The sequence below is a fragment of the Vibrio splendidus genome (assembly GCF_003345295.1).
Classification (GTDB): Bacteria; Pseudomonadota; Gammaproteobacteria; order Enterobacterales; family Vibrionaceae; genus Vibrio; species Vibrio splendidus_K.
The window spans coordinates 2,310,104-2,331,110 of the sequence record NZ_CP031055.1 but is presented as its reverse complement, the minus strand read 5'-3'; the positions used below and the strand labels follow the sequence as shown (position 1 = coordinate 2,331,110).

General features: G+C 43.2%; 18 protein-coding genes. 8 read left to right on the top strand and 10 right to left on the bottom strand.

The window, feature by feature from the left end; genetic code table 11:
- Nucleotides 1-50 precede the first annotated feature (50 nt).
- The 3 genes from DUN60_RS10185 to DUN60_RS10175 all read left to right on the top strand — a co-directional run bounded on the left by DUN60_RS10185 (nt 51) and on the right by DUN60_RS10175 (nt 3,661).
- Nucleotides 51-974, top strand: coding sequence for a Dyp-type peroxidase (locus DUN60_RS10185; RefSeq protein ID WP_114633879.1), 924 nt, complete (start codon nt 51-53; stop codon nt 972-974).
- Nucleotides 975-1,096: 122 nt separating this feature from the next.
- Nucleotides 1,097-2,230 carry a flagellin gene (locus tag DUN60_RS10180; protein ID WP_114633878.1) on the top strand — a complete coding sequence of 378 codons (1,134 nt, stop codon included), beginning with the start codon at nt 1,097-1,099 and terminating at the stop codon, nt 2,228-2,230.
- 297 nt (nt 2,231-2,527) lie between these two features.
- Complete coding sequence (locus DUN60_RS10175; RefSeq protein WP_004736189.1) at nt 2,528-3,661, top strand: flagellin; 1,134 nt, start codon at nt 2,528-2,530, stop codon at nt 3,659-3,661.
- A gap of 581 nt (nt 3,662-4,242) precedes the next feature.
- Here DUN60_RS10175 and crr read toward each other — a convergent pair.
- From crr to cysZ, 5 genes are all read right to left on the bottom strand, one after another.
- Nucleotides 4,243-4,752, bottom strand: a complete 510-nt coding sequence (gene crr / locus DUN60_RS10170) for a PTS glucose transporter subunit IIA (RefSeq protein WP_004737851.1) — start codon at nt 4,750-4,752, stop codon at nt 4,243-4,245.
- A 106-nt stretch (nt 4,753-4,858) separates the two neighbouring features.
- Complete coding sequence (ptsI, locus tag DUN60_RS10165; protein ID WP_114633877.1) at nt 4,859-6,583, bottom strand: phosphoenolpyruvate-protein phosphotransferase PtsI; 1,725 nt, start codon at nt 6,581-6,583, stop codon at nt 4,859-4,861.
- 137 nt (nt 6,584-6,720) lie between these two features.
- Entirely contained in the window at nt 6,721-6,978 is a 258-nt protein-coding gene (locus DUN60_RS10160) for an HPr family phosphocarrier protein (protein ID WP_004734263.1), read from the bottom strand.
- A 302-nt stretch (nt 6,979-7,280) separates the two neighbouring features.
- On the bottom strand, nt 7,281-8,249 hold the full coding sequence (cysK, locus tag DUN60_RS10155; RefSeq protein ID WP_010436636.1) for a cysteine synthase A: 969 nt from the start codon (nt 8,247-8,249) through the stop codon (nt 7,281-7,283).
- 223 nt (nt 8,250-8,472) lie between these two features.
- Nucleotides 8,473-9,231 carry a sulfate transporter CysZ gene (gene cysZ / locus DUN60_RS10150; RefSeq protein ID WP_054547627.1) on the bottom strand — a complete coding sequence of 253 codons (759 nt, stop codon included), beginning with the start codon at nt 9,229-9,231 and terminating at the stop codon, nt 8,473-8,475.
- Nucleotides 9,232-9,460: 229 nt separating this feature from the next.
- Here cysZ and zipA point away from each other — a divergent pair, with 229 nt between their 5' ends.
- The 5 genes from zipA (at nt 9,461) to cueR (ending at nt 15,670) form a co-directional block, all read left to right on the top strand.
- A complete protein-coding gene (zipA, locus tag DUN60_RS10145) occupies nt 9,461-10,519 on the top strand; it encodes a cell division protein ZipA (protein ID WP_114633876.1) in 1,059 nt (352 codons plus the stop codon).
- Nucleotides 10,520-10,611: 92 nt separating this feature from the next.
- Complete coding sequence (gene ligA / locus DUN60_RS10140; protein ID WP_114633875.1) at nt 10,612-12,624, top strand: NAD-dependent DNA ligase LigA; 2,013 nt, start codon at nt 10,612-10,614, stop codon at nt 12,622-12,624.
- Nucleotides 12,625-13,149: 525 nt separating this feature from the next.
- Nucleotides 13,150-14,253 (top strand): porin, encoded by a 1,104-nt coding sequence (locus DUN60_RS10130; protein ID WP_114633874.1) that lies wholly within the window; start codon nt 13,150-13,152, stop codon nt 14,251-14,253.
- A gap of 97 nt (nt 14,254-14,350) precedes the next feature.
- Nucleotides 14,351-15,154: a DUF2057 family protein gene (locus tag DUN60_RS10125; protein ID WP_114633873.1), complete on the top strand. Its 804-nt coding sequence runs from the start codon at nt 14,351-14,353 to the stop codon at nt 15,152-15,154.
- A 123-nt stretch (nt 15,155-15,277) separates the two neighbouring features.
- The gene (gene cueR, locus DUN60_RS10120) at nt 15,278-15,670 is read left to right on the top strand and encodes a Cu(I)-responsive transcriptional regulator (protein ID WP_114633872.1); all 393 of its coding nucleotides are present in this window, start codon (nt 15,278-15,280) and stop codon (nt 15,668-15,670) included.
- Between the two features lie 582 nt (nt 15,671-16,252).
- On the opposite strand, the gene DUN60_RS10110 is transcribed toward cueR, so the two are convergent.
- The 5 genes from DUN60_RS10110 to DUN60_RS10090 all read right to left on the bottom strand — a co-directional run bounded on the left by DUN60_RS10110 (nt 16,253) and on the right by DUN60_RS10090 (nt 20,868).
- On the bottom strand, nt 16,253-16,702 hold the full coding sequence (locus tag DUN60_RS10110) for an NfeD family protein (RefSeq protein WP_017079451.1): 450 nt from the start codon (nt 16,700-16,702) through the stop codon (nt 16,253-16,255).
- 3 nt (nt 16,703-16,705) lie between these two features.
- Nucleotides 16,706-17,635 (bottom strand): SPFH domain-containing protein, encoded by a 930-nt coding sequence (locus tag DUN60_RS10105; protein WP_004734251.1) that lies wholly within the window; start codon nt 17,633-17,635, stop codon nt 16,706-16,708.
- Between the two features lie 197 nt (nt 17,636-17,832).
- The gene (locus DUN60_RS10100; protein WP_114633871.1) at nt 17,833-18,687 is read right to left on the bottom strand and encodes a co-chaperone YbbN; all 855 of its coding nucleotides are present in this window, start codon (nt 18,685-18,687) and stop codon (nt 17,833-17,835) included.
- Between the two features lie 395 nt (nt 18,688-19,082).
- The gene (locus tag DUN60_RS10095) at nt 19,083-19,910 is read right to left on the bottom strand and encodes an SDR family oxidoreductase (RefSeq protein WP_114633870.1); all 828 of its coding nucleotides are present in this window, start codon (nt 19,908-19,910) and stop codon (nt 19,083-19,085) included.
- A 43-nt stretch (nt 19,911-19,953) separates the two neighbouring features.
- Nucleotides 19,954-20,868 (bottom strand): TIGR01777 family oxidoreductase, encoded by a 915-nt coding sequence (locus tag DUN60_RS10090; RefSeq protein ID WP_114633869.1) that lies wholly within the window; start codon nt 20,866-20,868, stop codon nt 19,954-19,956.
- Between the last annotated feature and the right edge of the window lie 139 nt (nt 20,869-21,007).

Sequence of the window (21,007 nt, the reverse complement as noted above, 5' to 3'; positions counted from 1 at the left end):
TTGTCCCATTCACAATTATACTTAGAAGCTAAAACTGGAAGGAATAATCTATGCTTAATGTCTCAAATGAGCAGCCTAACGTTCAAAGTGCTATCTTGCCAGAAGCAGGGCCTTTCGCTCTTTACGTTCAACTAAAAGTGAATGCTAACGCTGCTAACGTATTAGCGGAAATTCAAAAGATTCCTGCGCTAATCGAAGAGCTCAACCAAACTCAACCAGATGCGAACTTAACGGCGTCAGTTGCGTTCTCAAAGGCTTTTTGGGATAAGTTCGAGCAAGCTGCTCCGTCTGACCTCATTGATTTCCCTGCGCTTGGGAAAGGTGATGTCACTGCACCGAGCACATTGTCTGATGTTCTGATTCACTGTCATTCAAATCGACACGATCTGCACTTTTTCATCCTACGTAAATTGCTATCTGAAGTAGCTGCGGACGTTGAAGTAGTTGACGAAACCTACGGTTACCGCTTCCTAGATTCACGTGACATGACCGACTTCGTTGATGGCACTGAAAACCCGAAAGACGAACAGCGCGCTGAAGTAGCGATTGTGCCTGAAGGTGAATTTTCGGGTGGTAGCTATGTGATGGTGCAACGTTTTGTACACAACCTACCTGCTTGGAATCGATTGAATGTATCGGCACAAGAGAAAGTCGTTGGTCGTACTAAGCCCGATTCAATTGAGCTAGACGATGTTCCCGCGGCTTCTCACGTTGGTCGTGTGGATATTAAAGAAGAAGGCAAGGGCCTTAAAATTGTTCGTCACAGCCTACCTTACGGCACAGCAACGGGCGACCACGGCCTATTGTTCATTGCTTACTGTAACGTTCGTCATAATTTTGATGCGATGCTAGAGAGTATGTACGGCGTGACAGATGGTAAAACAGACCAACTGCTTCGTTTTACTAAAGCGGTGACAGGCGCTTATTACTTTGCCCCGTCGACTGACATGTTGAGTGCATTAACGGTTAAGTAAATCGTCTAAAAAAGAATAAACAAAGGGAGCCCTCAGGGCTCCTTTTTTATTAAAGCTTTATATGAATTGGTCGATATAAGAGCAATCGTGAGTTTTATTCATCTTTTTGTAAGTGAAGGTCTATGGCTATAACTGTTAATACAAATGTCTCAGCGCTGGTGGCCCAGAGAAACCTCTCTAATGCCAATAACATGCTGAACCAATCTTTGGAGCGCTTGGCTTCAGGGAGTCGTATTAATAGTGCAAAAGACGATGCGGCTGGCTTACAAATTTCGAATCGATTAGAAGCGCAGATGAGCGGCATTGATGTCGCGGTTCGAAACGCTAACGATGGAATCTCCATTATGCAGACAGCAGAAGGGGCGATGAATGAAACCACCAATATCATGCAACGCATGCGAGATTTGTCACTACAAGCGAGTAATGGTTCGAATAGCCAGTCGGAAAGGACGGCTATTCAAGAAGAAGTGACAGCTCTAAATGATGAGTTGAATCGAATTGCTGAAACCACCTCATTTGGCGGTAAAAAACTTCTTAACGGTAGTTTTGGTAGCACGTCATTTCAAATCGGTGGCAGTTCTGGTGAAGCTGTGCAGATAGGTTTGAAAAACATGCGAACCGATGACATCAATATGGGTGGTTTTAGCTATGTCGCCAATGGCATGGCAAGTGACTCGTGGGAAGTCGAATCCAACCAGAATGATATGACGATGTCGTTTACCGACCGTTTTGGTCAGCCACAAGAGATCACCATTAACGCGAAAGCGGGCGATGATATTGAAGAGTTGGCGACCTATATTAATGGCCAAACGGATCTGGTCTCGGCTTCAGTTAATGATGAAGGACAGCTTCAGATCTATATGTCTGGTGAAGACACGGCAGGCACGATCTCTTTCTCAGGTTCGTTAGCCAGTGAGCTTTCGATGTCGGCGGGTTATTACGAATCAGTCGATGACATCAATGTGACCGATGTGGGTGGCGCGCAGCGTGCAGTTTCTATTTTAGATACGGCGATGAAGTACGTGGATAGTCATCGCTCCGAACTCGGCGCAATGCAAAACCGCTTTGATCATGCGATTAATAATCTCGAAAATGTTCATGAGAACTTGGCGACATCCAACAGCCGAATCAAAGATACCGATTACGCCAAAGAGACCACTCAAATGCTCAAGCAGCAAATATTGCAGCAAGTGAGCACCACAATACTGGCTCAAGCAAAGCAAGCGCCGAATCTTGCTTTAACCTTGCTCGGTTAATAAATTATCTCAAATCTTATAAAGGTAGTTCAGCTTAACTAAAGCCCTTTGGTTAATAAAAATACAACTTCTCGCTCGACTGACATCTCGACAACTTTAGCGCTTTTCTCATCTTTTTTTGATAATTTTACGGCCAGTCACGCTTTCTTCTTCTTTATCGCTATTTCTTTAATTTTGTTGTTTTTTTCCTAAAGGTTTCAGCATTCACGCCGTTATTAATAGTAACTTAGAGATAACTACTTGGTTTTCCGAGACGTCGGAAACCGCTATACCGGAAAATCAATTGGAGAAGTCACCATGGCAGTGAATGTAAATACCAACGTTTCAGCGATGACAGCACAACGTTACCTAAACAACGCAAACAGCGCACAACAAACATCAATGGAGCGTCTAGCTTCAGGCTCTAAAATCAACAGCGCGAAAGATGACGCTGCGGGCCTACAAATCTCGAACCGTTTGAACGTTCAGAGTCGTGGTCTTGATGTTGCTGTACGTAACGCGAACGACGGTATCTCTATTGCACAAACTGCTGAAGGTGCAATGAACGAGACAACAAACATCCTGCAACGTATGCGTGATTTGTCTCTACAATCTTCAAACGGCTCAAACTCAAAATCTGAGCGTGTAGCGATTCAAGAAGAAGTAACAGCTCTGAACGACGAACTGAACCGTATCGCGGAAACCACGTCTTTTGGTGGCAACAAGCTGCTTAACGGTACTCACGGTACTAAATCATTCCAAATCGGTGCGGACAACGGTGAAGCGGTAATGCTTCAACTGAAAGACATGCGCTCTGATAACGCTCAGATGGGTGGTAAAAGCTACCAAACTGAGAACGCGAAAGATAAAGACTGGAATGTTCAAGCTGGCGCAAACGACCTAAAAATGTCGTTCACTGATAACTTCGGTCAAGCACAAGAAATCGATGTGTCTGCGAAAGCGGGCGACGACATTGAAGAGCTAGCAACGTACATCAACGGTCAACAAGACTCTGTTAAAGCGTCTGTAACTGAAGACGGTAAGCTACAAATGTTTACTGGTAACAACAAAGTTGAAGGCGAAGTGGCATTCTCTGGCAGCCTTGCTGGCGAACTAGGTATGCAACCTGGCAAAGACGTAACGGTTGATACTATCGACGTAACATCAGTTGGCGGCGCACAAGAATCTGTAGCAGTTATCGATGCGGCACTTAAGTACGTAGACAGCCACCGTGCTGAACTGGGTGCTTTCCAAAACCGTTTCGACCACGCTATCAGCAACTTAGACAACATTAACGAGAACGTTAACGCATCTAAGAGCCGTATTAAAGATACCGATTTCGCGAAAGAAACGACTCAGATGACTAAGTCTCAGATCCTTTCTCAAGCTTCAAGCTCGATCCTTGCTCAAGCGAAGCAAGCTCCGAACTCGGCACTTAGCCTACTAGGTTAATCGATTGAAAGGCCACGTTGCCAAGTTGGGTATAAGCGCTGTTGATCATAAACGTTAACGTTAGGCTTCCACAAATTAGCTCGTGGTGAGAGATGAGCGCTAAACAGACCCAGCTTCGGCTGGGTTTTTTATTGCCTGTTATTTAGCTAAGATATATTTGGAAAAGTGCTGTGCGGGTAAACAGAAGCAAAAGTGAGATTCCCTATCACGCTCGTTCCTCACTGTAGGGAGTGACGACTATAGGGCGGTATTGATCCATTGTTTACCTGAATCGAAGTCTTTAGTCGTATCTCAGAATCGAGTAGAACGAGATATCAGAGATCTCTGTTTGTTAAAATTCACAAGTGTAATTTGATGTATAGGCGAAATGCCTTGAATAGCGCTTAACAACGTTTAGTAAAAAACTAGGTCGGATAGCAGGAGATAAACGGTCAGTGTAGTTTTCATTGGTTGAGGGAGCTAGGAGAAGGGTTTCGGTGTGATAGTCAGTAATGCCTATCTGAGGTATTGAACAAATATAGCAGGCACAAAAAACGCCACCCTTAGGTAGCGTTTTAATTAAAGCAGATAAGTAATCGAAATTACTTAGTTACTTTAAGAACTGGAGTTTCGCCAACAGTTACAGAACCAGAAAGCTTGTTCAGCTCCTTGATTTCGTCCATGTTAGAGATAACAACTGGAGTAAGCGTAGATTTCGCTTTCTCTTCTAGAAGCGCTAGGTCGAAAGTGATGATAGTGTCACCAGCTTTAACAGATTGACCTTCTTCAGCTACACGAGTGAAGCCTTCGCCTTTAAGTTCAACAGTATCGATACCGAAGTGAACGAAAAGCTCAACACCGTCGTCAGACTCAATAGAGAATGCGTGGTTAGTTTCGAAGATCTTACCGATAGTACCGTTAACTGGAGCTACCATTTTATCGCCAGCTGGTTTGATAGCGATGCCGTCACCAACGATTTTTTCAGCGAAAACTACATCTGGCACGTCTTCGATGTTTACGATTTCACCAGAAAGAGGTGCGATGATTTCGATTGCACCAGCATCAGCGCTGTCATCAGATACAAGCTTTTTCAGTTTGTCAAACAGACCCATTGTGTCATGCTCCTAACGTTTAGTTTTATTCTGTAGAATATACTATACCAATCTAACAAATTAGACGACTATTTTTAGCCGTCTAACTTTATTAAGCTCTTGGTGATTACTGAGTTTTCTCAGCGATGAATTTTTCTACGCAAGCTTCAATTTCTGCAGCTGTAGGTAGAGATAGCGCTTCGTCAGCCATAGCTTTAACTTCTGCGAAGTTAGAGTTACGGATTACTTTCTTAACTTTAGGGATAGAGATACCGCTCATAGAGAACTCATCTAGACCCATACCAAGAAGAAGTAGAGTTGCACGCTCATCGCCTGCTAGCTCGCCACACATACCTGTCCACTTGCCTTCTTTATGAGAAGCATCGATTACTTGCTTGATTACAAGAAGAACCGCTGGAGATAGTGGGTTGTAAAGGTGAGAAATCATCTCGTTACCACGGTCAACTGCAAGAGTGTATTGCGTTAGATCGTTAGTACCGATAGAGAAGAAAGCCACTTCTTTAGCAAGGTGGTGTGCGATTGCAGCAGCTGCTGGAGTCTCAACCATTACGCCAATTTCGATGTCTTCATCGAAAGCATGACCTTCAGCGCGAAGTTCAACTTTGTACTCTTCGATTGCTTTTTTCAGTTCACGGATCTCTTCAATAGAAATGATCATTGGGAACATGATACGTAGCTTACCGTGTGCAGATGCACGAAGAATGCCGCGTAGTTGGTCACGTAAGATTTCACGGCGATCCAAGCTGATACGTACTGCACGCCAGCCTAGGAACGGGTTCATTTCTTGTGGAAGATCCATGTATGGAAGATCTTTATCGCCACCGATATCCATTGTACGGATAATCACTGACTCACCGTGCATTGCTTCAGCTACTTCTTTGTAAGCAACGTATTGCTCTTCTTCAGTAGGAAGTGCTGTACGGTCCATGAATAGGAATTCAGTACGGTACAGACCAACACCTTCGCCACCGTTGCGCAGGATACCGTCACAGTCTTTAACTGTACCGATGTTGCCGCAAACTTCTACTTGATGGTTATCAAGCGTGATAGCTGGTAGGTCTTTAAGTTTTGCTAGTTCAGCCGCTTCTGCTTCAAAATCAGATTTGATTTTCTTAGCTTCTGCTAATTCAGCGTCAGAAGGGTTGATGATGATCTTGTTGTTCATCGCGTCTAGCACAAGCATGTCGCCGTTCTTAACTTGCTTAGTGATATCGTTAGTACCAACGATAGCTGGAAGCTCAAGTGAACGTGCCATGATTGAAGTATGAGATGTACGACCGCCGATGTCACAAGCGAAACCAAGAACGTAGTCTAGGTTGATTTGTGCAGTTTCAGATGGCGTTAGGTCGTAAGCAACTAGGATAACTTGTTCATTGATATCTGCTAGAGACACAATGTTAATGCCTAGTGCATTTTTAACGAAGCGAGTGCCGATATCACGGATATCAGTCGCACGTTCTTTTAGGTACTCATCATCAAGTGACTCAAGTGCAACAGCTTGCTCTTCGATCACTGTGTAGATCGCGTTGTCTGCGTGCATTTTGTCTTTCTTGATGAGTGCTAAAATCTCTTCTTCTAGCTCTTCATCTTCAAGCAGCATGATATGGCCTTCAAAGATTGCTTCTTTTTCTTCGCCAAAAGTTTCAAGTGCTTTTTGCTTTACAACTTCAAGTTGTTGAGAAGATTTGTTACGAGCGTCAAAAAAACGCTGAACTTCTGTTTCAACTTGATCGTCTGAGATAGATTGAGTGTTTAGGACAATTTCATCTTCTTGAAGTAGTAGTGCTTTACCGAAAGCAATACCAGGAGATGCTAGGATGCCTGAAATCATAGCCTTACCTTAGTTGTTCAACTGTAAACGGGAGAATGTGTGACTTTAAGTCGTCGACTAAATGTCGCGCTTATTGCTATCTATTTCGAACAAAGCCACTTTGCTGTGCAAAATGGCTTTGAAAGAAGGAGACCGTATTAGTGTAGTTGATCCATAAGAGCAACTAGGTGGTCTACTGCTTGCTGAGCTTGAGGGCCTTCAGCTGAAATAGTAACGTTAGTACCTTTTACTAGGCCTAAAGTTTGTAGCTTGAACAGGCTTTTCGCGCTAGCGCTTTTGCCGTTAGAAGTCACTGTGATGTCAGCATCGAAAGATTTTGCTTCTTTAACGAACTGTGCAGCTGGACGTGTGTGAAGGCCGTTTTCTGCTGTGATTTCTACTTGCTTCTCGTACATTTGATATACCCCAATTAATTTATTTTTTGTAAGTTTGTAACCAGTTCAGCTTAACTGCTTTAACGTAAGTTCGCTAGAGGCTAGTACGCTATGTTCGTGTTAGAACTTAGACTGGTTATAAATTTTTATCCAGCCATGGTCGTCTTTTGTTGAGTACTCATGACTTTCAGAATTTGTTTATTGCTTCTTTTATTTTGAAGCTAAAAATAAAACAGACCCGATATTACCAAAGGTGGGGCAGGGATCAACAAAAAAGCCCCTAAACGGGGCTTTTTTGGACGAAAAATTGATTTGACCACATATTATTGTTGGTTCTCTTTCTCCGTAAAGATGCCTGCAAATAGGGCTGTACTTAGGTAACGTTCGCCAGAGCTTGGTAGCACAGTGACAATGGTTTTTCCTTCAAATTCAGGCAGTTCCGCGATTCTGTTCGCCGCTACTACTGCTGCGCCAGATGAGATGCCCGCTAGAATGCCTTCCTCTTTCATCAGGCGTTGAGCCATCTCAATCGCTTCTTCAGAAGTTACTGGCTCTACACGGTCGATAAGGTCTAAATCTAGGTTTCCAGGGATAAAGCCTGCACCAATACCTTGGATTTTGTGCGGAGCTGGTTTGATTTCTTCGCCAGCAAGCGCTTGTGCAATCACTGGAGACTCTGCTGGTTCAACCGCTACAGAAGTGATCGCTTTACCTTTCTCGCCCTTAATGTAACGGCTTGTACCAGTAAGCGTACCACCGGTACCTACGCCAGCGACAAACACATCGATTTCGCCATCTGTTGCTTCCCAAATTTCGGGGCCAGTTGTCTTCTCGTGAATTTGTGGGTTAGCTGGGTTGTTGAATTGCTGAAGCAGCAGATACTTTTCTGGATCTGAAGCGACAATTTCTTCTGCTTTAGCTATCGCGCCGTTCATGCCTTTTGGTGCTTCAGTCAGTACTAAGTTTGCACCTAGTGCTTTAAGCAACTTACGACGCTCTAGGCTCATTGACTCAGGCATCGTTAGCGTTAGCTTGTAACCGCGAGCGGCTGCTACGAATGCAAGAGCAACACCTGTATTACCACTGGTAGGTTCAACAAGCTCGATACCTGGTTTAAGAGTACCTGCTTTTTCTGCTTCCCAGATCATGTTTGAACCGATACGACACTTAACACTGAAGCTTGGGTTACGAGCTTCGATCTTAGCTAGGACGTTACCCTTGCTTACTTTGTTAAGGCGGACTAGCGGTGTGTTACCAATCGTTAGGGTGTTGTCTTCGTAGATCTTGCTCATGCGATATTCCTTCATTTAATGACAGAACTAAACGTAGTATATCAATCACTTTACCGTCTAGTGTCTTTCGATGTTTGTTCAGCTTGAATTTAGATTAAACAACTTGAAAAAAAGGTAAAAGGATTAAAAAGTTATATCATATAGATATGTAGCAGAGTTCACGCCTATCTTTACTGGTCATTGAATTTTCAAAAGATAGGCGCGGACAGGTAAGTGGGGGCGTTTATCGACGAGAGTGTAATGCTTGTTCTTTGAATTCAACAACCCACATGGCTGTGGCACCACAAACCGCAACAGGCACTACGATCAGGTTTAAAATTGGAATTGTCGTAAACACAGAAACAAGCGCGCCGAAGCTGTAGGTCTTACCTTGTTTTTGTTTCAAAATGTTTCTCATATCATCGAATTTGATTTTATGGTTATCAAATGGGTAATCAGCGTACTGGATAGCGAGCATCCATGCGGTGAAGATGAACCATAAAAACGGTGCAACGGTTTGTCCGAGTGCTGGAATTAACAAAAGTAGGAATAAACCGATCGCTTTTGGCAGAACGTAGACAAGTTTGCGCCATTCTCTCGCTAATATACGTGGCGTATCTTTGAGGACATCAAGTAAACCATCGTCATTGACTTTTTTGCCACTAAGCAGCTCTTCTACCTTTTCTGCGAGTAATCCATTGAACGGCGCAGCAATGAAGTTAGCGAGCGTGCTAAAGAAATACGAAAACGTGGCCAAGACGGTTATGACAAGTAGCGGCCATAAAATGTATGACAACCACGACAAGAAGCTTGGCAATGCACCAATCCATCCTTCAATCCAAGTGTTGAGGTTGGAAAAGATATAAAACAAAGCACCACCAACGAGTAACACGTTAGCGATTAGTGGAAGTAAAACAAACTTACGAATGCTCGGCGACAAAGCGATTTTTATTCCGAAAATAAAATAGCCAAAGCCTGAGCGGGGAACAGATTCAATAGTCATATTAAAATTAGGTCACATGTGAATTTGGTTAAATAGCAAACATCCCTAGTGTACTAGACCGAAATTAAGAAAAAAAGCGTGGTGAAAATCACACCATGTAAGGAACTAATTGTATTAAGTTGTTCTAAAACAGTGGCTACTTTTGATAGAGTAGTGAGATTAGCCAAATTAACCCAACTTAGTGACAGCGTGTTTATAGCTAGTCGACTAAGAAAGCTGAGAGCGAAAAATGCAGGAATTGCGATTTGTACTCATTATTGTTGGCGCATTAGCTATCGCCGCATTATTGTTCCATGGTCTATGGACGAGTAAAAAAGAAGGGAAAGCAAAGTTTGGAGATAAGCCGCTTGGTAAGCTTGATAACGACAGCTTAGATGAAGCAGAAACGATCCCAAACCGTTCATTCGCCCCAGAAGATGATTTTGAGATAATCCGAAAAGAGCGTAAAGAGCCGGATTTTGCAGTCTCACCATCTGAGACTGATCCGCTGATTGACTCAGATCCACTTACTGCGCCACAAACGAAAGAAGTTATCGAAGACGACATCGAATTGAATGATCTTCCTTCTTTCAGTGTAAAAGAAGAGCCAGTTCAGATCGAAAGTGAGCCAGAAGAGATCGAAGAAGTTGTCGAGCCTGAGGTTCCAAACTTTGAATTGACTGACGAACAAAAAGAAAACCATGCTGGCTTTAAAGAGCAGTATGGTTCGTTTGAAGAAACTACTGATACCGTTACTGAGCCGCTAGCTCCTAACAAAGCACTGACGCCAAGTGAACCGCTTGTTGCTCAAGTAGACGTTGAGAAAGAAGTCGTTGCTTCACAAAGCACCGCGCCTAAAGAAGAAACTGAGCTAGATGAAGAGCTTGGCCTAGAAGTTATTGTTCTCAATGTTCACTGTGCTGGAGAGATCCCGTTTGTGGGTACTGAACTTTTCCGTAGCATGGAGAACAACGGCTTAACTTATGGTGAGATGTCTATCTACCACTGCTTTGCACAATCTAGCGATGAGCCAAAAGTTATTTTTAGTATTGCGAACATGATGCAGCCGGGAACTCTAGAACATGATGATCCTGCTGATTTTACAACGAAAGGTATTTCGTTCTTCATGACGCTGCCTTGTTATGGTCAAGCTGATCAGAACTTCAATGTAATGCTAAGTGCAGCACAGAAAATTGCTGATGATATGGGCGGAAACGTTTTGGACGAGTCACGTAACTTAATGACACCTAATCGCTTGTCTGACTACCGTAAACAAATCAGAGATTTTATGACCGCTACGAATGCCTAGCCGTATTGTTTAGCCTTGTAAATAATCTATATTTACAGAAAAGGGCTCCTAAGGGAGCCCTTTTTGATATTTCAATCACGACAGAGAATGATATGAAAGAATCGATTCAAGTTACCTTAGAGCAGTTAAGAGAAACTCTGCACTATCATGCCGTTCGTTATTACGTAGAAGATAGCCCCGAGGTTCCTGATGTTGAGTACGATCGATTAATGCAACAGTTGCTAAAAATCGAAGAAGAGAACCCTGAGCTTGTGACGGTGGATTCGCCAAGCCAACGTGTCGGTGGGCAGCCTTTAGATGGGTTTACGCAAGTGGCTCATGAAATCCCAATGCTTTCTCTGGACAATGCATTCTCTGATGACGATTTAGATGCGTTTAATAAGCGCATGTCTGATCGAGCGCCAACTGCGAACCTAAAGACCTTCTGTTGTGAGCCTAAGCTTGATGGCTTAGCGGTAAGCCTACTCTATGTAAACGGCACCTTAGTACAGGCAGCGACGCGTGGTGATGGCGCTACTGGCGAAAATATTACTGAAAACGTGCGTACGATCAGCTCGATTCCGCTTAAATTACAAGGTGAAGGCTGGCCAGAACGTATCGAAGTACGTGGCGAAGTGTTTATGCCAAAAGCGGGCTTCGACAAATTGAATGAGCTGGCATTGAAGAAAGGCGAGAAGGTCTTTGTGAACCCACGTAATGCCGCCGCAGGCAGTTTACGTCAGCTAGATTCTCGTATTACAGCTAAACGTCCCTTGGCTTTCTACGCATACAGTGTCGGTGTTGTAGAGGGCGCTGAGCTTTCAAATAGCCACTATCAACGTTTCTTGCAGTTGAAAGGCTGGGGCTTACCTATGTGTCCCGAGACTAAGCAACTGAGCTCTCTTGAAGACGTGAAAGCCTATTACCAAGATATCATGACTCGTCGTGATGCTCTCGCTTACGAAATTGATGGGGTGGTGATTAAGGTTGATGACATTGCCGCACAAGAAACTCTCGGCTTTGTCGCACGAGCACCTCGTTGGGCGATTGCATACAAATTTCCCGCTCAAGAAGAGATTACATTACTTAACGATGTTGAGTTTCAGGTGGGTCGTACAGGCGCAATTACGCCGGTGGCTAAACTAGAACCTATCTTTGTTGGTGGTGTGACGGTAAGTAATGCCACGTTGCACAACGCTGATGAGATTGCTCGTTTAGGTGTGAAGGTCGGAGATAGCGTAATCATTCGTCGTGCTGGTGATGTTATTCCACAGATTGTAGCTGTTGTGCAAGATCGCCGCCCTGATAGCGCTAGAGACATTGTATTCCCTGATGCTTGCCCAGTATGTAACTCTGCAGTAGAGCGCGTTGAGGGAGAGGCTGTAGCGCGTTGTACTGGTGGCTTAGTCTGTCAGGCACAGCGTAAAGAAGCGCTTAAGCACTTTGTGTCTAGAAAGGCGCTGGATGTTGATGGTCTTGGCGTAAAAGTGATCGAGCAGCTTGTAGACCGTGAAATGGTAGAAACTCCAGCCGATCTATTTAAGTTAAGTGCGGGCGTTATTACGGTTCTTGACCGTATGGGGCCTAAATCGGCACAGAATGTAGTGAGTGCGCTTAATAAAGCCAAAGACACGACATTAGCGCGTTTTCTTTATTCTCTAGGGATTCGAGAAGTGGGCGAAGCGACGGCTATGAACTTAGCTCAACACTTTAAGACGCTGGAGTTGGTTCAAGCAGCAACCCATGAACAGCTGGTTGAAGTGTCAGATATTGGTGACATCGTCGCAAGTCACCTCACGAGCTTCTTCTCGCAGGAGAAAAACAGAGCCGTAGTCGAGCAGTTGCTAGAGCTTGGTGTTAACTGGCCTGCAATCGAAGCTGTTGCGGATGACCAAGAGCTGCCGTTAGAAGGTAAAGTGGTTGTGTTGACGGGCTCACTGTCTAAATTAGGACGCAGTGAAGCGAAAGCCGCTTTGCAGGCTTTAGGTGCAAAAGTAACCGGTAGCGTGTCTAAGAAAACGGATATCTTATTTGCTGGTGAAGCCGCTGGTTCTAAACTGACTAAAGCACAAGATTTAGGTATCGAAATAAGAACGGAAGAAGATCTAATTGCCCTTATTTCGTAAGTAAATACAGATAAAAAAAGCTCAAAGGCACTCCTTTCAAGGGAGTGCCTTTTTTGTTTCTGATATAAAAATGATGTCTTTTTAATTGTTGAGAATTTTGTTCCTATACGAACTCTAAAATCAGGACAGTGACGCTGCTCAATATTAATGAAATGCCGTTATAGTTGTATTGAAAATGCGAGTCACTTCTATTTTTTTAAGAGTGCATTCGGTGTAAGTTATTGATATTAATTTATTTTATTGCTTTCGGTTATGATCTTTACAATTTGTCGATCTGGATCACTAAGTACCTACTAAATTTGCACCAACTCATATTTTTTTAGATGAAAATTAAGTTCTCATTGATCTTTTTGAGGGCGAAGTTAGTCTTAATGCCATGGATGCACATGATGTGCATAACCAGAAAGGAAATAGAGAATTCAGATTTTAGGGTTCTCAAACAAGAAAAGGTATTTCTCTCTACGGCGGCCAACTTTAGGCGGGAAATATTCAAACAGCTATATCCATTTTTAGGAGTTTTATTCCATGGAAAACAAAATTTTCAAACGTACTCTACTAGGTGCAACGGTTGCGCTTTTATCGACAGGCGTAATGGCGAAAGAAGTTGGTATCAACTCTGATTTCAACGTTGACGTATACGGTGTTGCAGCTATCTCAATGGTTAACTACAACACAACTGACAACAACAACAATAGCAAGGGGTTCGTTGTCGAGAATGAATCTCGTATCGGCTTCCGTGCTCATAAAGATATGTTTGAAGACGTTACAATCACAATGCAGATCGAATCTGGCTACGTAGATAGCACAGACTGGTCTCACGGCGGTGTTTCAGGCGGTGTGCTTGGTTTCCGTGATACGTTTGTTGGCGCTTCGGGCTCTTGGGGTAACTTACGTGTGGGTCGTGTTCTTACGCCACTATACGAAATCGTCGATTGGCCATTCTCTAACCCTGGTCTAGGTTCTGTATTCGATTGGGGCGGCATCAACGGTCACTACGATCGTCAATCTAACCAAGTACGTTACGATTCAGCTAAATTTGGTGGTTTCTCTTTTGCTGCTTCTGTAGGTCGTGACGACGATAACAATGGCGGTGGTAATGCGACACGTGATGCGAGCTTCGCTGGCGCAAGCGCTAAGTACAGCTTCGAAAAAGTGACTTTGATGGGTGCTGTTGAATCTGGTACTCGTGTAACTCCTGGTGCGGAAGCTGGATTTGAATTTAATCCCGAGACAGGTGCTTCAGACCCTGTAGCTGCAACTGCAGAAATCAAAGATGATACATTCGCATACATTGTCGGTTTTGAAGCTAGCTTACCAGCAGGTTTCGGTATTGCAGCAGCTTACAAAGGCGAAGAGCTAGACAACAACAGTCGTAAAGTAACGCAAGATTCTTACTCAATCATTGGTCAATACTGGAATGGCCCTATTGGTTTCAAACTGGGTTACGCAGCTAACCTTGAATCTGAAACAAATGGTAAGAAAGATGCTAACTCAGATAGCAACACTATCTCTGGTCAGCTAATGGCAGTTCACAACGGTTTCGTACCTTACCTACGTGTAGCGGGTCGTACTGTTGGCGACGCTGATACAGATATCGTAACTCGCGTTGGTCTTGAGTACGGTTTCTAAGCTAAAGTTATCAGCTTAAAATAGTTAAAGAGAATCAAAACGCTGGTAAATTATTTTGCCAGCGTTTTTCCATAGTGAACATAAGGAATTAGTCATAATGAATAAAGTTAGTGTAGTTGTATTATCATTATTTTTGGGAGCTTGTAGTTCACTCGATTCAAAAAGTAATTTTTCAGATTCAGTTGCGGATGTACAGCCTAAAGGTGGTTATATTCAGGTAACTGGGCAATCTTACGTTGCGGAAAGTAAAGCGAATGTTGGAGCAGACATCCTGAAATCGTCACTCTACTTTACGTACAACAAAGAAGTAACACAGAATTCGGCTCCAGAGTCTTCAATTATAATGGATGTGAGCTACTTCCAGAGCTATAAAGAATATGAAACTGTAAGCTTTTTCGGCAAGACGATAGAGCTAGAAGAGAGACAGGTTCCAAGAGAAAGTTGCAGCGAGCACTGTACAAAGACTCAATATATTAAATTTCCATTAAGCGACGCTGATATTCAGCAAGCAAGAGAAAAAAATTTAGAGTTTACGCTTGATGGACAAAACTCAACAATGAGTACAAACTTTATTGTGCCGAAAGCGTATATCGACACGATCTACAATGGTGCTAATAATCATACTGCGATCGCGGTTGCTCCAGTCGCAGTACCTGTAGCAGCGGTTGTTGCTGAAGACCCCAAAGCTTCACAAGCTCAAGAGATGGTTAACTACTGGTATGGACAAGCGACAAAAGAAGAGCAGTCTGCAGTGACAGATTGGGCATTCAAAAATCGTAAGAACGCTTCTCCAGCATCAATTGAAGGCTCAAAAGAAATCGAGATGGTTTCATATTGGTTCAATAAGCTAGACAGCGAAGAAAAGTCTCAAACTATGATTTGGCTGTTAGAGCAAGAGTAATCCTCTAACGTAAGTCTCTAGCTATGCTTTTCAACCGCAGTATTGTATAACAGCAGTACTGCGTTTTTTTGTTTTAGGTCGCGCTCTTTGTTTTAGGTAACAATTTGAATTGTAGGTAATAGAGTGAATATTGGTGAAGTAGCGAAACGTGTTGGTACAACAGCTAAATCCATTCGTTTTTACGAAAGTAAAGGCATGATGAGCCCACCACACCGATCAGAAAATGGTTACAGGCAATACGGCGATATTCATATCGAACAGTTAGAGTTCGTACTGAGAGCTAAAATGGTTGGATTCACTCTCGGTGAGTGTAAGTCGCTTGTCGAGTTGGCAATGAATCCGAACAGACAAAGCTACGAAGTAAAGAAGAAGGCCACTCAGAAGTTAGATGAAATTGAATTGAAACTTGCTGAGTTAAATAAAATGAAGGCTCAGTTACAGTCTTGGGTACATGATTGCCCGGGAGATACTTCAAACGAGTGCCCAATTTTGAACAATTTGTCAGGCCGAAAATAACATACTTTTCTTTAAAGCTCGCCTAGCAATCAAATAGTGTGTCAGGCAACAAAGAATATTACTTGCCTGACATTAGTTACCTATCAAAGTACCTTTCCGCCATAGTGTTTGCAGATTAAAAGTGGCACATGAGTGACCGCGTTTCCATCTGAACACTTAACAATAGGCCCCATGTTTCCGTTACCTGGAGACTGACTGCTCGCCAGAGCGCTTCCGAATGTTAAGCTGAAAATAGCCGTTAGAATTATTAGAAAATGTCTCATACAAACTCCATTAGGTTTATCTCTAGTTGAGATAATTGAAAGTATGGACAAGGAAAAGAAAATTTCAAAAATTTGACGGACTTAACATTTTTAATAATTATAATTAAGGGAGAGTAAGGTTAATTATTCATATATATTTTGGATAAGAAAACTGACTTTCTTATATCTTTTTAGCTCAATCAAACTTTTTAGCTTTACGAAATAAGAACTTATTTTTTTTTCAATTCAATCTATCACAATGATAATTAGAATGTTCTTTGCTCTCTAAAGTTATTAAAGCCTACATTTATCGATAATGTAGGCCTAATATGCCAATTAGCTATAAAGGCTGGATTATTAGAATTATTCCGTCTAAAGCCACAATCTTAATTTCTGTGCCTGATGGAATATCTTGGCTAGCTCTTGCTGACCAAGAAGAGTCTCCTACCTTAATTCGGCAGTTGCCTCTTTTGACCTCTTCGGTAAGAAAAACAGTTTGCCCTACAAGTTGTTTTTCTCTTTGATTTAGCTCTCGTCCAGCATCTGACTGCTTGTCATTAGATAGTTGTCTTCTCCACCACAACCAAGTGGTGATAAGTGAAAAGCTCGCAAAGGACAACCATTGCATCTGCCAACCGATTGGTAGCGCGCCTAATAGCGCTCCGACCAACATGGCAGATATGCCTATCCACAAAAAGTAACCAGCAGTACCAACCAGCTCTAGGGCTAGCAGCGCTAGACCAAATGCTAACCAATGCCAGTGGTTTACTTGCTCTAGTAACTCGAACATAAGTTAGTCCTTACTACCCTTGTCGTTGCTTTGTGCAAACATCTCTGCGATACCTGCAACAGAACCCATTAGGCCAGTCGCTTCGAGTGGTAGCATGATGATCTTGCCGTTTTCAGCTTGGCCAATAGACTTCAGTGCGTCGGTGTAACCTTGTGCAATAAAGTAATTGACCGCTTGCATGTCACCTTGAGCGATGGCTGTCGAGACCATTTCTGTCGCTTTAGCTTCTGCTTCTGCTGCACGCTCACGAGCTTCTGCTTGCAGGATTGCTGCTTGCTTTTGACCTTCCGCTTTTAAGATTTCTGATTGCTTGTGACCTTCCGCTTTTAGGATCTCAGCTTGTCTTACACCTTCAGCCGATAAAATGTCGGCACGTTTGTTTCTCTCAGCTTTCATCTGGGCATTCATCGCGGCGGTTAGATCAGCTGGTGGCTGTACATCTTTGATTTCGATACGAGTAACTTTTACGCCCCATGGGTTAGTTGCTTCATCCACGATATTTAGCAGCTTGGTATTGATCATGTCACGCTGGCTAAGCATTTCATCCAGTTCCATAGAGCCAAGCACAGTACGGATATTGGTGAGGGTTAAATTACGGATCGCATGCTCAAGGTCATTTACTTCATAAGCCGCTTTCGGTGCATCGATAACTTGTACGAAGCAAACTGCATCAATCATGACATTAGCATTATCTTTGGAGATGACTTCTTGAGCTGGGATATCGAGAACTCGTTCCATCATACTGATACGTTGTCCGACTTTATCGATAAATGGAATGATCAGGTTTAGGCCTGGTTTTAGTGTCTGTGTATAGCGGCCAAAGCGTTCTACGGTCCAGTTATTGCCCTGTGGAACGGTTTTGACACCAGCGAAAATGAACAGTAGTGCGACGACAGTAAAGACGCCAATAGTAATCAATGTATCAATAGCCATACAAAATCCTTTGTAAGTTTAAGTTTTTGATAGTTCACTATTGATACTGGCTCATATTTAAATTCTGAGCAAATTTATAAACGAGAAATGGGCCATAAAACATTGATTTTATGGCCCATTTTATATTGTTTCATTCGATAAACTAATTGATTAAATTGTCAGTTTTCGATGTTTAATCTAACGATTTTAGGGTTTTGTTAGTAAAGCAGAGAGTACAGTTGTCGACGGTACTTACTGGCAACTGGGTTTCCTTGCCCAAGCGCACTTAAGATGTCCATGAACTCTTTTTTCATATCGCCATCGCAAGTATTTAGATCTTTTGCTAGGAAAGACCACAACAGCTCCATCGCTTCTTCGTTGCGGTTCACTTGGTGATATTGCAATGCTAACTCAGAGGCAGTCTTAGCGTCATTCGGGTCTTGCTGCAGAGCGGTTTCTAATGCCTGTATTTCAGGGCTGTCTGCTGCTTGCTTGTGAAGTTCAAGTTTCGCGACTAGGCCTTTGTAGTAGTTGTCTTGGTACTCTAGAGGAATGGTGGCTAGCTGAGTTTCAGCCAGATCAAACTGTTGCGTTTCTAATAAACACTCAGCGATCGCCAGTTTTACTTCACCTTTGCCTGTTAACAGAGCTGGAAGTTGCTGCATAGCTGCCAGTGCTTGTGTGTGCTCACCTGCTTGCATTTGCTCTAGAGCTTGACGTAATGCAAGTTCATCTTGGCTAGGAAGGTGCTTGTTTAGCATTTCAACAATAGCTTCTAAGCTCTGAGGGCCACCAAGCCCATCGACAGGCTGACCGTTAACAAACAGTGCAATAGTAGGTAGTGCTTGAACCCCAAATTGGCTAGCAATGGCTTGCTCTTGTTCACAATTCAACAGAGCTAAAGTAAAAGCGCCATTGTACTGCTGAGTTAATGTTTGCAGTTCAGGAATGACTTGGGCGCTCTCCTGGCTCATTGGTGCCCAAAATTGGATGAGTACAGGGGTCTGCATCGAACCTTCTAATACTTGACGAAAGTTCTGCTCATTAAGTTCAACAATATGCGGAGATTGCATTTACGTTCCTTGAGGTTTATTTATGGATACGTTGCAAATATGGGGGGATAAGTCGGTAACTTCAAGATCTAACTGGGGTATCTCAGATAAAAAGAGACAAAAATAAAAAACGCTATGCTTCGATGTTGATAGGATGTTTATCTCTACATAGAAGGCATAGCGTAATCATTGAGGTGGTCAGTGAGGTATTGCGTGAGATACTCAAAACAGAATAAACAACGTAATCGCCACACTCACACCTACCCAATTAAGGCGGTTTAAAGTCATGAAATATCCAGATTAGATTCACCAATTGGGAGTAATTGATGAGATAGGATAAATCATGACATCTTATTGTTACGGAAAAATTACATCGTTACATTAAAGTTTGCGACTGTGCATTCAAAGTTAGAAAACTATGCAGCTTTTCTCAAAATAGGGTCTAGCCAGCGACTCGGTAGAATCCTTTTCAATACCGCGAACACTTTAGTCGGGGTCGTAACTCGGTATCTTAGCTTGGGTTTATTGGCCGAAAGTGCGTGAAATACAGGTTCGATACAACTCTCAGGTGGCAGAACAAAAGCGTTGTTCGATGACTCCTTTTCGAGTCGGTCTTTTTGTTGTTGGTAAGCGTCTTGGTGAGCACTGCCAGAAATGTTGATCCATTTATTGAATGCTTTCAGGGCATTGGTTCTAAATTGAGTCTCAATTGGCCCAGGTTGCAGTAACGAGATGTGTATACCGCTGCCATGCAGCTCTAAACGCAAGGTATCCGTCCAGCCTTCAATCGCGAACTTTGACGCATTATAAGCGCCACGATATTTCATGGCGGCAAAACCTAATACGGAACTGTTTTGCACGATTCGGCCTTCACCACGTTCGCGCATGTGCGGGAGGATCTGACAAACAAGATGATGCCAACCAAAGAAGTTGGTTTCGAATTGCTCCCTGAGCCCCTGGGTCGGTAAGTCTTCTAGCGCGCCTGCTTGACCGTAAGCGCCGTTATTGAATAACCCATACAACCCGTTAGGTGCGAGTGCAATCGCAAGCTTGGCGCCATTCTCGATACTCTCTTGGTTGGAAAGATCTAATTGAATACAAGTGAGGCCTTCATCTTGAAGGCGTTGAACATCCTGTGGGTCACGGCAAGATGCAATGACATGAAAGCCACGTTTTTGAAGTGCATGAGCACATGTATAGCCAATGCCTGTTGAGCAACCAGTGATAAGAATCGACTTGTTCACACTTGATCCTTTATTAGAGTCTCTATCGCTTTAGAGTAAAGAATTAGTCTTGATGTTGTAACAAGTTTTTTAGTGCCGGTTCGATTCTTGAGTAACTAAAGATAAATCCCATTTCAGTGAGCTTTTTTGGTTTGGAACGAATGCTGTCAAAGAGCAGACAAGAAGATTCACCCATCAGAAGCGACATTGCCCATTTAGGCGTGAATAAGAAATGAGGTCGACGTAGTTGCTTGGCGAGTGTGCTGCTGAACAGCTTGTTGGTGACAGGGTGTGGGGCACACATGTTGAATTCCCCTTGAGCGTGAGGAATAGACAACAAGTGGTTGATGGCTCTCACCATATCTAGCATGTGAATCCAAGGCATGTATTGCTCGCCTGAACCTAGCGGTCCACCAACGCCTAGTTTGTACGGCATAAGCATCTTTTTGAGCGCACCGCCATTTTCACCAAGTACAATACCTGTTCGCAGTAGTATCACGCGTGTTCTTTCTGATTGTGCTCTCTTGGCTATCTCTTCCCAATGAGCGCAAACTTTGTGAGGAAAGCTTTCATCTTCTACTTGTAGTGATTCGTCAAACGGGTGTTGCTGTTGATCGCCATAGTAACCCACGGCTGAACCACTAATAAAAGCTTTTGGCGGGTTGCTACTGGCATGAACTAACTCGACCAGTTTTTCGGTGATGTGCCAACGGCTATTACATATCCTTTCCTTTTGCTCTGCGCTCCAGCGCTTGTCGGCAATCGGCTCGCCTGCAAGGTTAACCACAACATCGAAGTCATTGAGGTCGCTGAGTTCATCAAGAGATTGAATGTAATGAAGGTTATTCTGGTTCAGATGATTTAGGTTTTGCTTCGCTTTTTCGGGGCTCCGCGTCAATAATGTCACGTCGTCAGTGTTCCAGCTTTTGACCAATTCAGAACCAATAAATCCCGTACCACCAGTTAACAATATCTTCATACCAATCTCCCTATTAAACATAATTATAGACATGGCTTGTTTTTGAACGCCAATCAATACGAAAAAATCACTATAACGATCAGTTGGTTTCAATCGTGTGATACCCAAATTACGCCGTATCAATTTACGAAAGAATGAA

Excerpts from the sequence above, each read along its gene's own strand:
- zipA (WP_114633876.1), top strand. The coding sequence starts at position 9,461 with ATGCAGGAATTGCGATTTGTACTCATTATTGTTGGCGCATTAGCTATC.
- DUN60_RS10160 (WP_004734263.1), bottom strand. The coding sequence starts at position 6,978 with ATGTACGAGAAGCAAGTAGAAATCACAGCAGAAAACGGCCTTCACACA.
- crr (WP_004737851.1), bottom strand. The coding sequence starts at position 4,752 with ATGGGTCTGTTTGACAAACTGAAAAAGCTTGTATCTGATGACAGCGCT.
- DUN60_RS10105 (WP_004734251.1), bottom strand. The coding sequence starts at position 17,635 with ATGGCTATTGATACATTGATTACTATTGGCGTCTTTACTGTCGTCGCA.
- DUN60_RS10175 (WP_004736189.1), top strand. The coding sequence starts at position 2,528 with ATGGCAGTGAATGTAAATACCAACGTTTCAGCGATGACAGCACAACGT.
- DUN60_RS10090 (WP_114633869.1), bottom strand. The coding sequence starts at position 20,868 with ATGAAGATATTGTTAACTGGTGGTACGGGATTTATTGGTTCTGAATTG.
- DUN60_RS10185 (WP_114633879.1), top strand. The coding sequence starts at position 51 with ATGCTTAATGTCTCAAATGAGCAGCCTAACGTTCAAAGTGCTATCTTG.
- ptsI (WP_114633877.1), bottom strand. The coding sequence starts at position 6,583 with ATGATTTCAGGCATCCTAGCATCTCCTGGTATTGCTTTCGGTAAAGCA.
- DUN60_RS10125 (WP_114633873.1), top strand. The coding sequence starts at position 14,351 with ATGAATAAAGTTAGTGTAGTTGTATTATCATTATTTTTGGGAGCTTGT.
- DUN60_RS10180 (WP_114633878.1), top strand. The coding sequence starts at position 1,097 with ATGGCTATAACTGTTAATACAAATGTCTCAGCGCTGGTGGCCCAGAGA.
- cysK (WP_010436636.1), bottom strand. The coding sequence starts at position 8,249 with ATGAGCAAGATCTACGAAGACAACACCCTAACGATTGGTAACACACCG.
- DUN60_RS10110 (WP_017079451.1), bottom strand. The coding sequence starts at position 16,702 with ATGTTCGAGTTACTAGAGCAAGTAAACCACTGGCATTGGTTAGCATTT.
- ligA (WP_114633875.1), top strand. The coding sequence starts at position 10,612 with ATGAAAGAATCGATTCAAGTTACCTTAGAGCAGTTAAGAGAAACTCTG.
- DUN60_RS10100 (WP_114633871.1), bottom strand. The coding sequence starts at position 18,687 with ATGCAATCTCCGCATATTGTTGAACTTAATGAGCAGAACTTTCGTCAA.
- cysZ (WP_054547627.1), bottom strand. The coding sequence starts at position 9,231 with ATGACTATTGAATCTGTTCCCCGCTCAGGCTTTGGCTATTTTATTTTC.
- DUN60_RS10130 (WP_114633874.1), top strand. The coding sequence starts at position 13,150 with ATGGAAAACAAAATTTTCAAACGTACTCTACTAGGTGCAACGGTTGCG.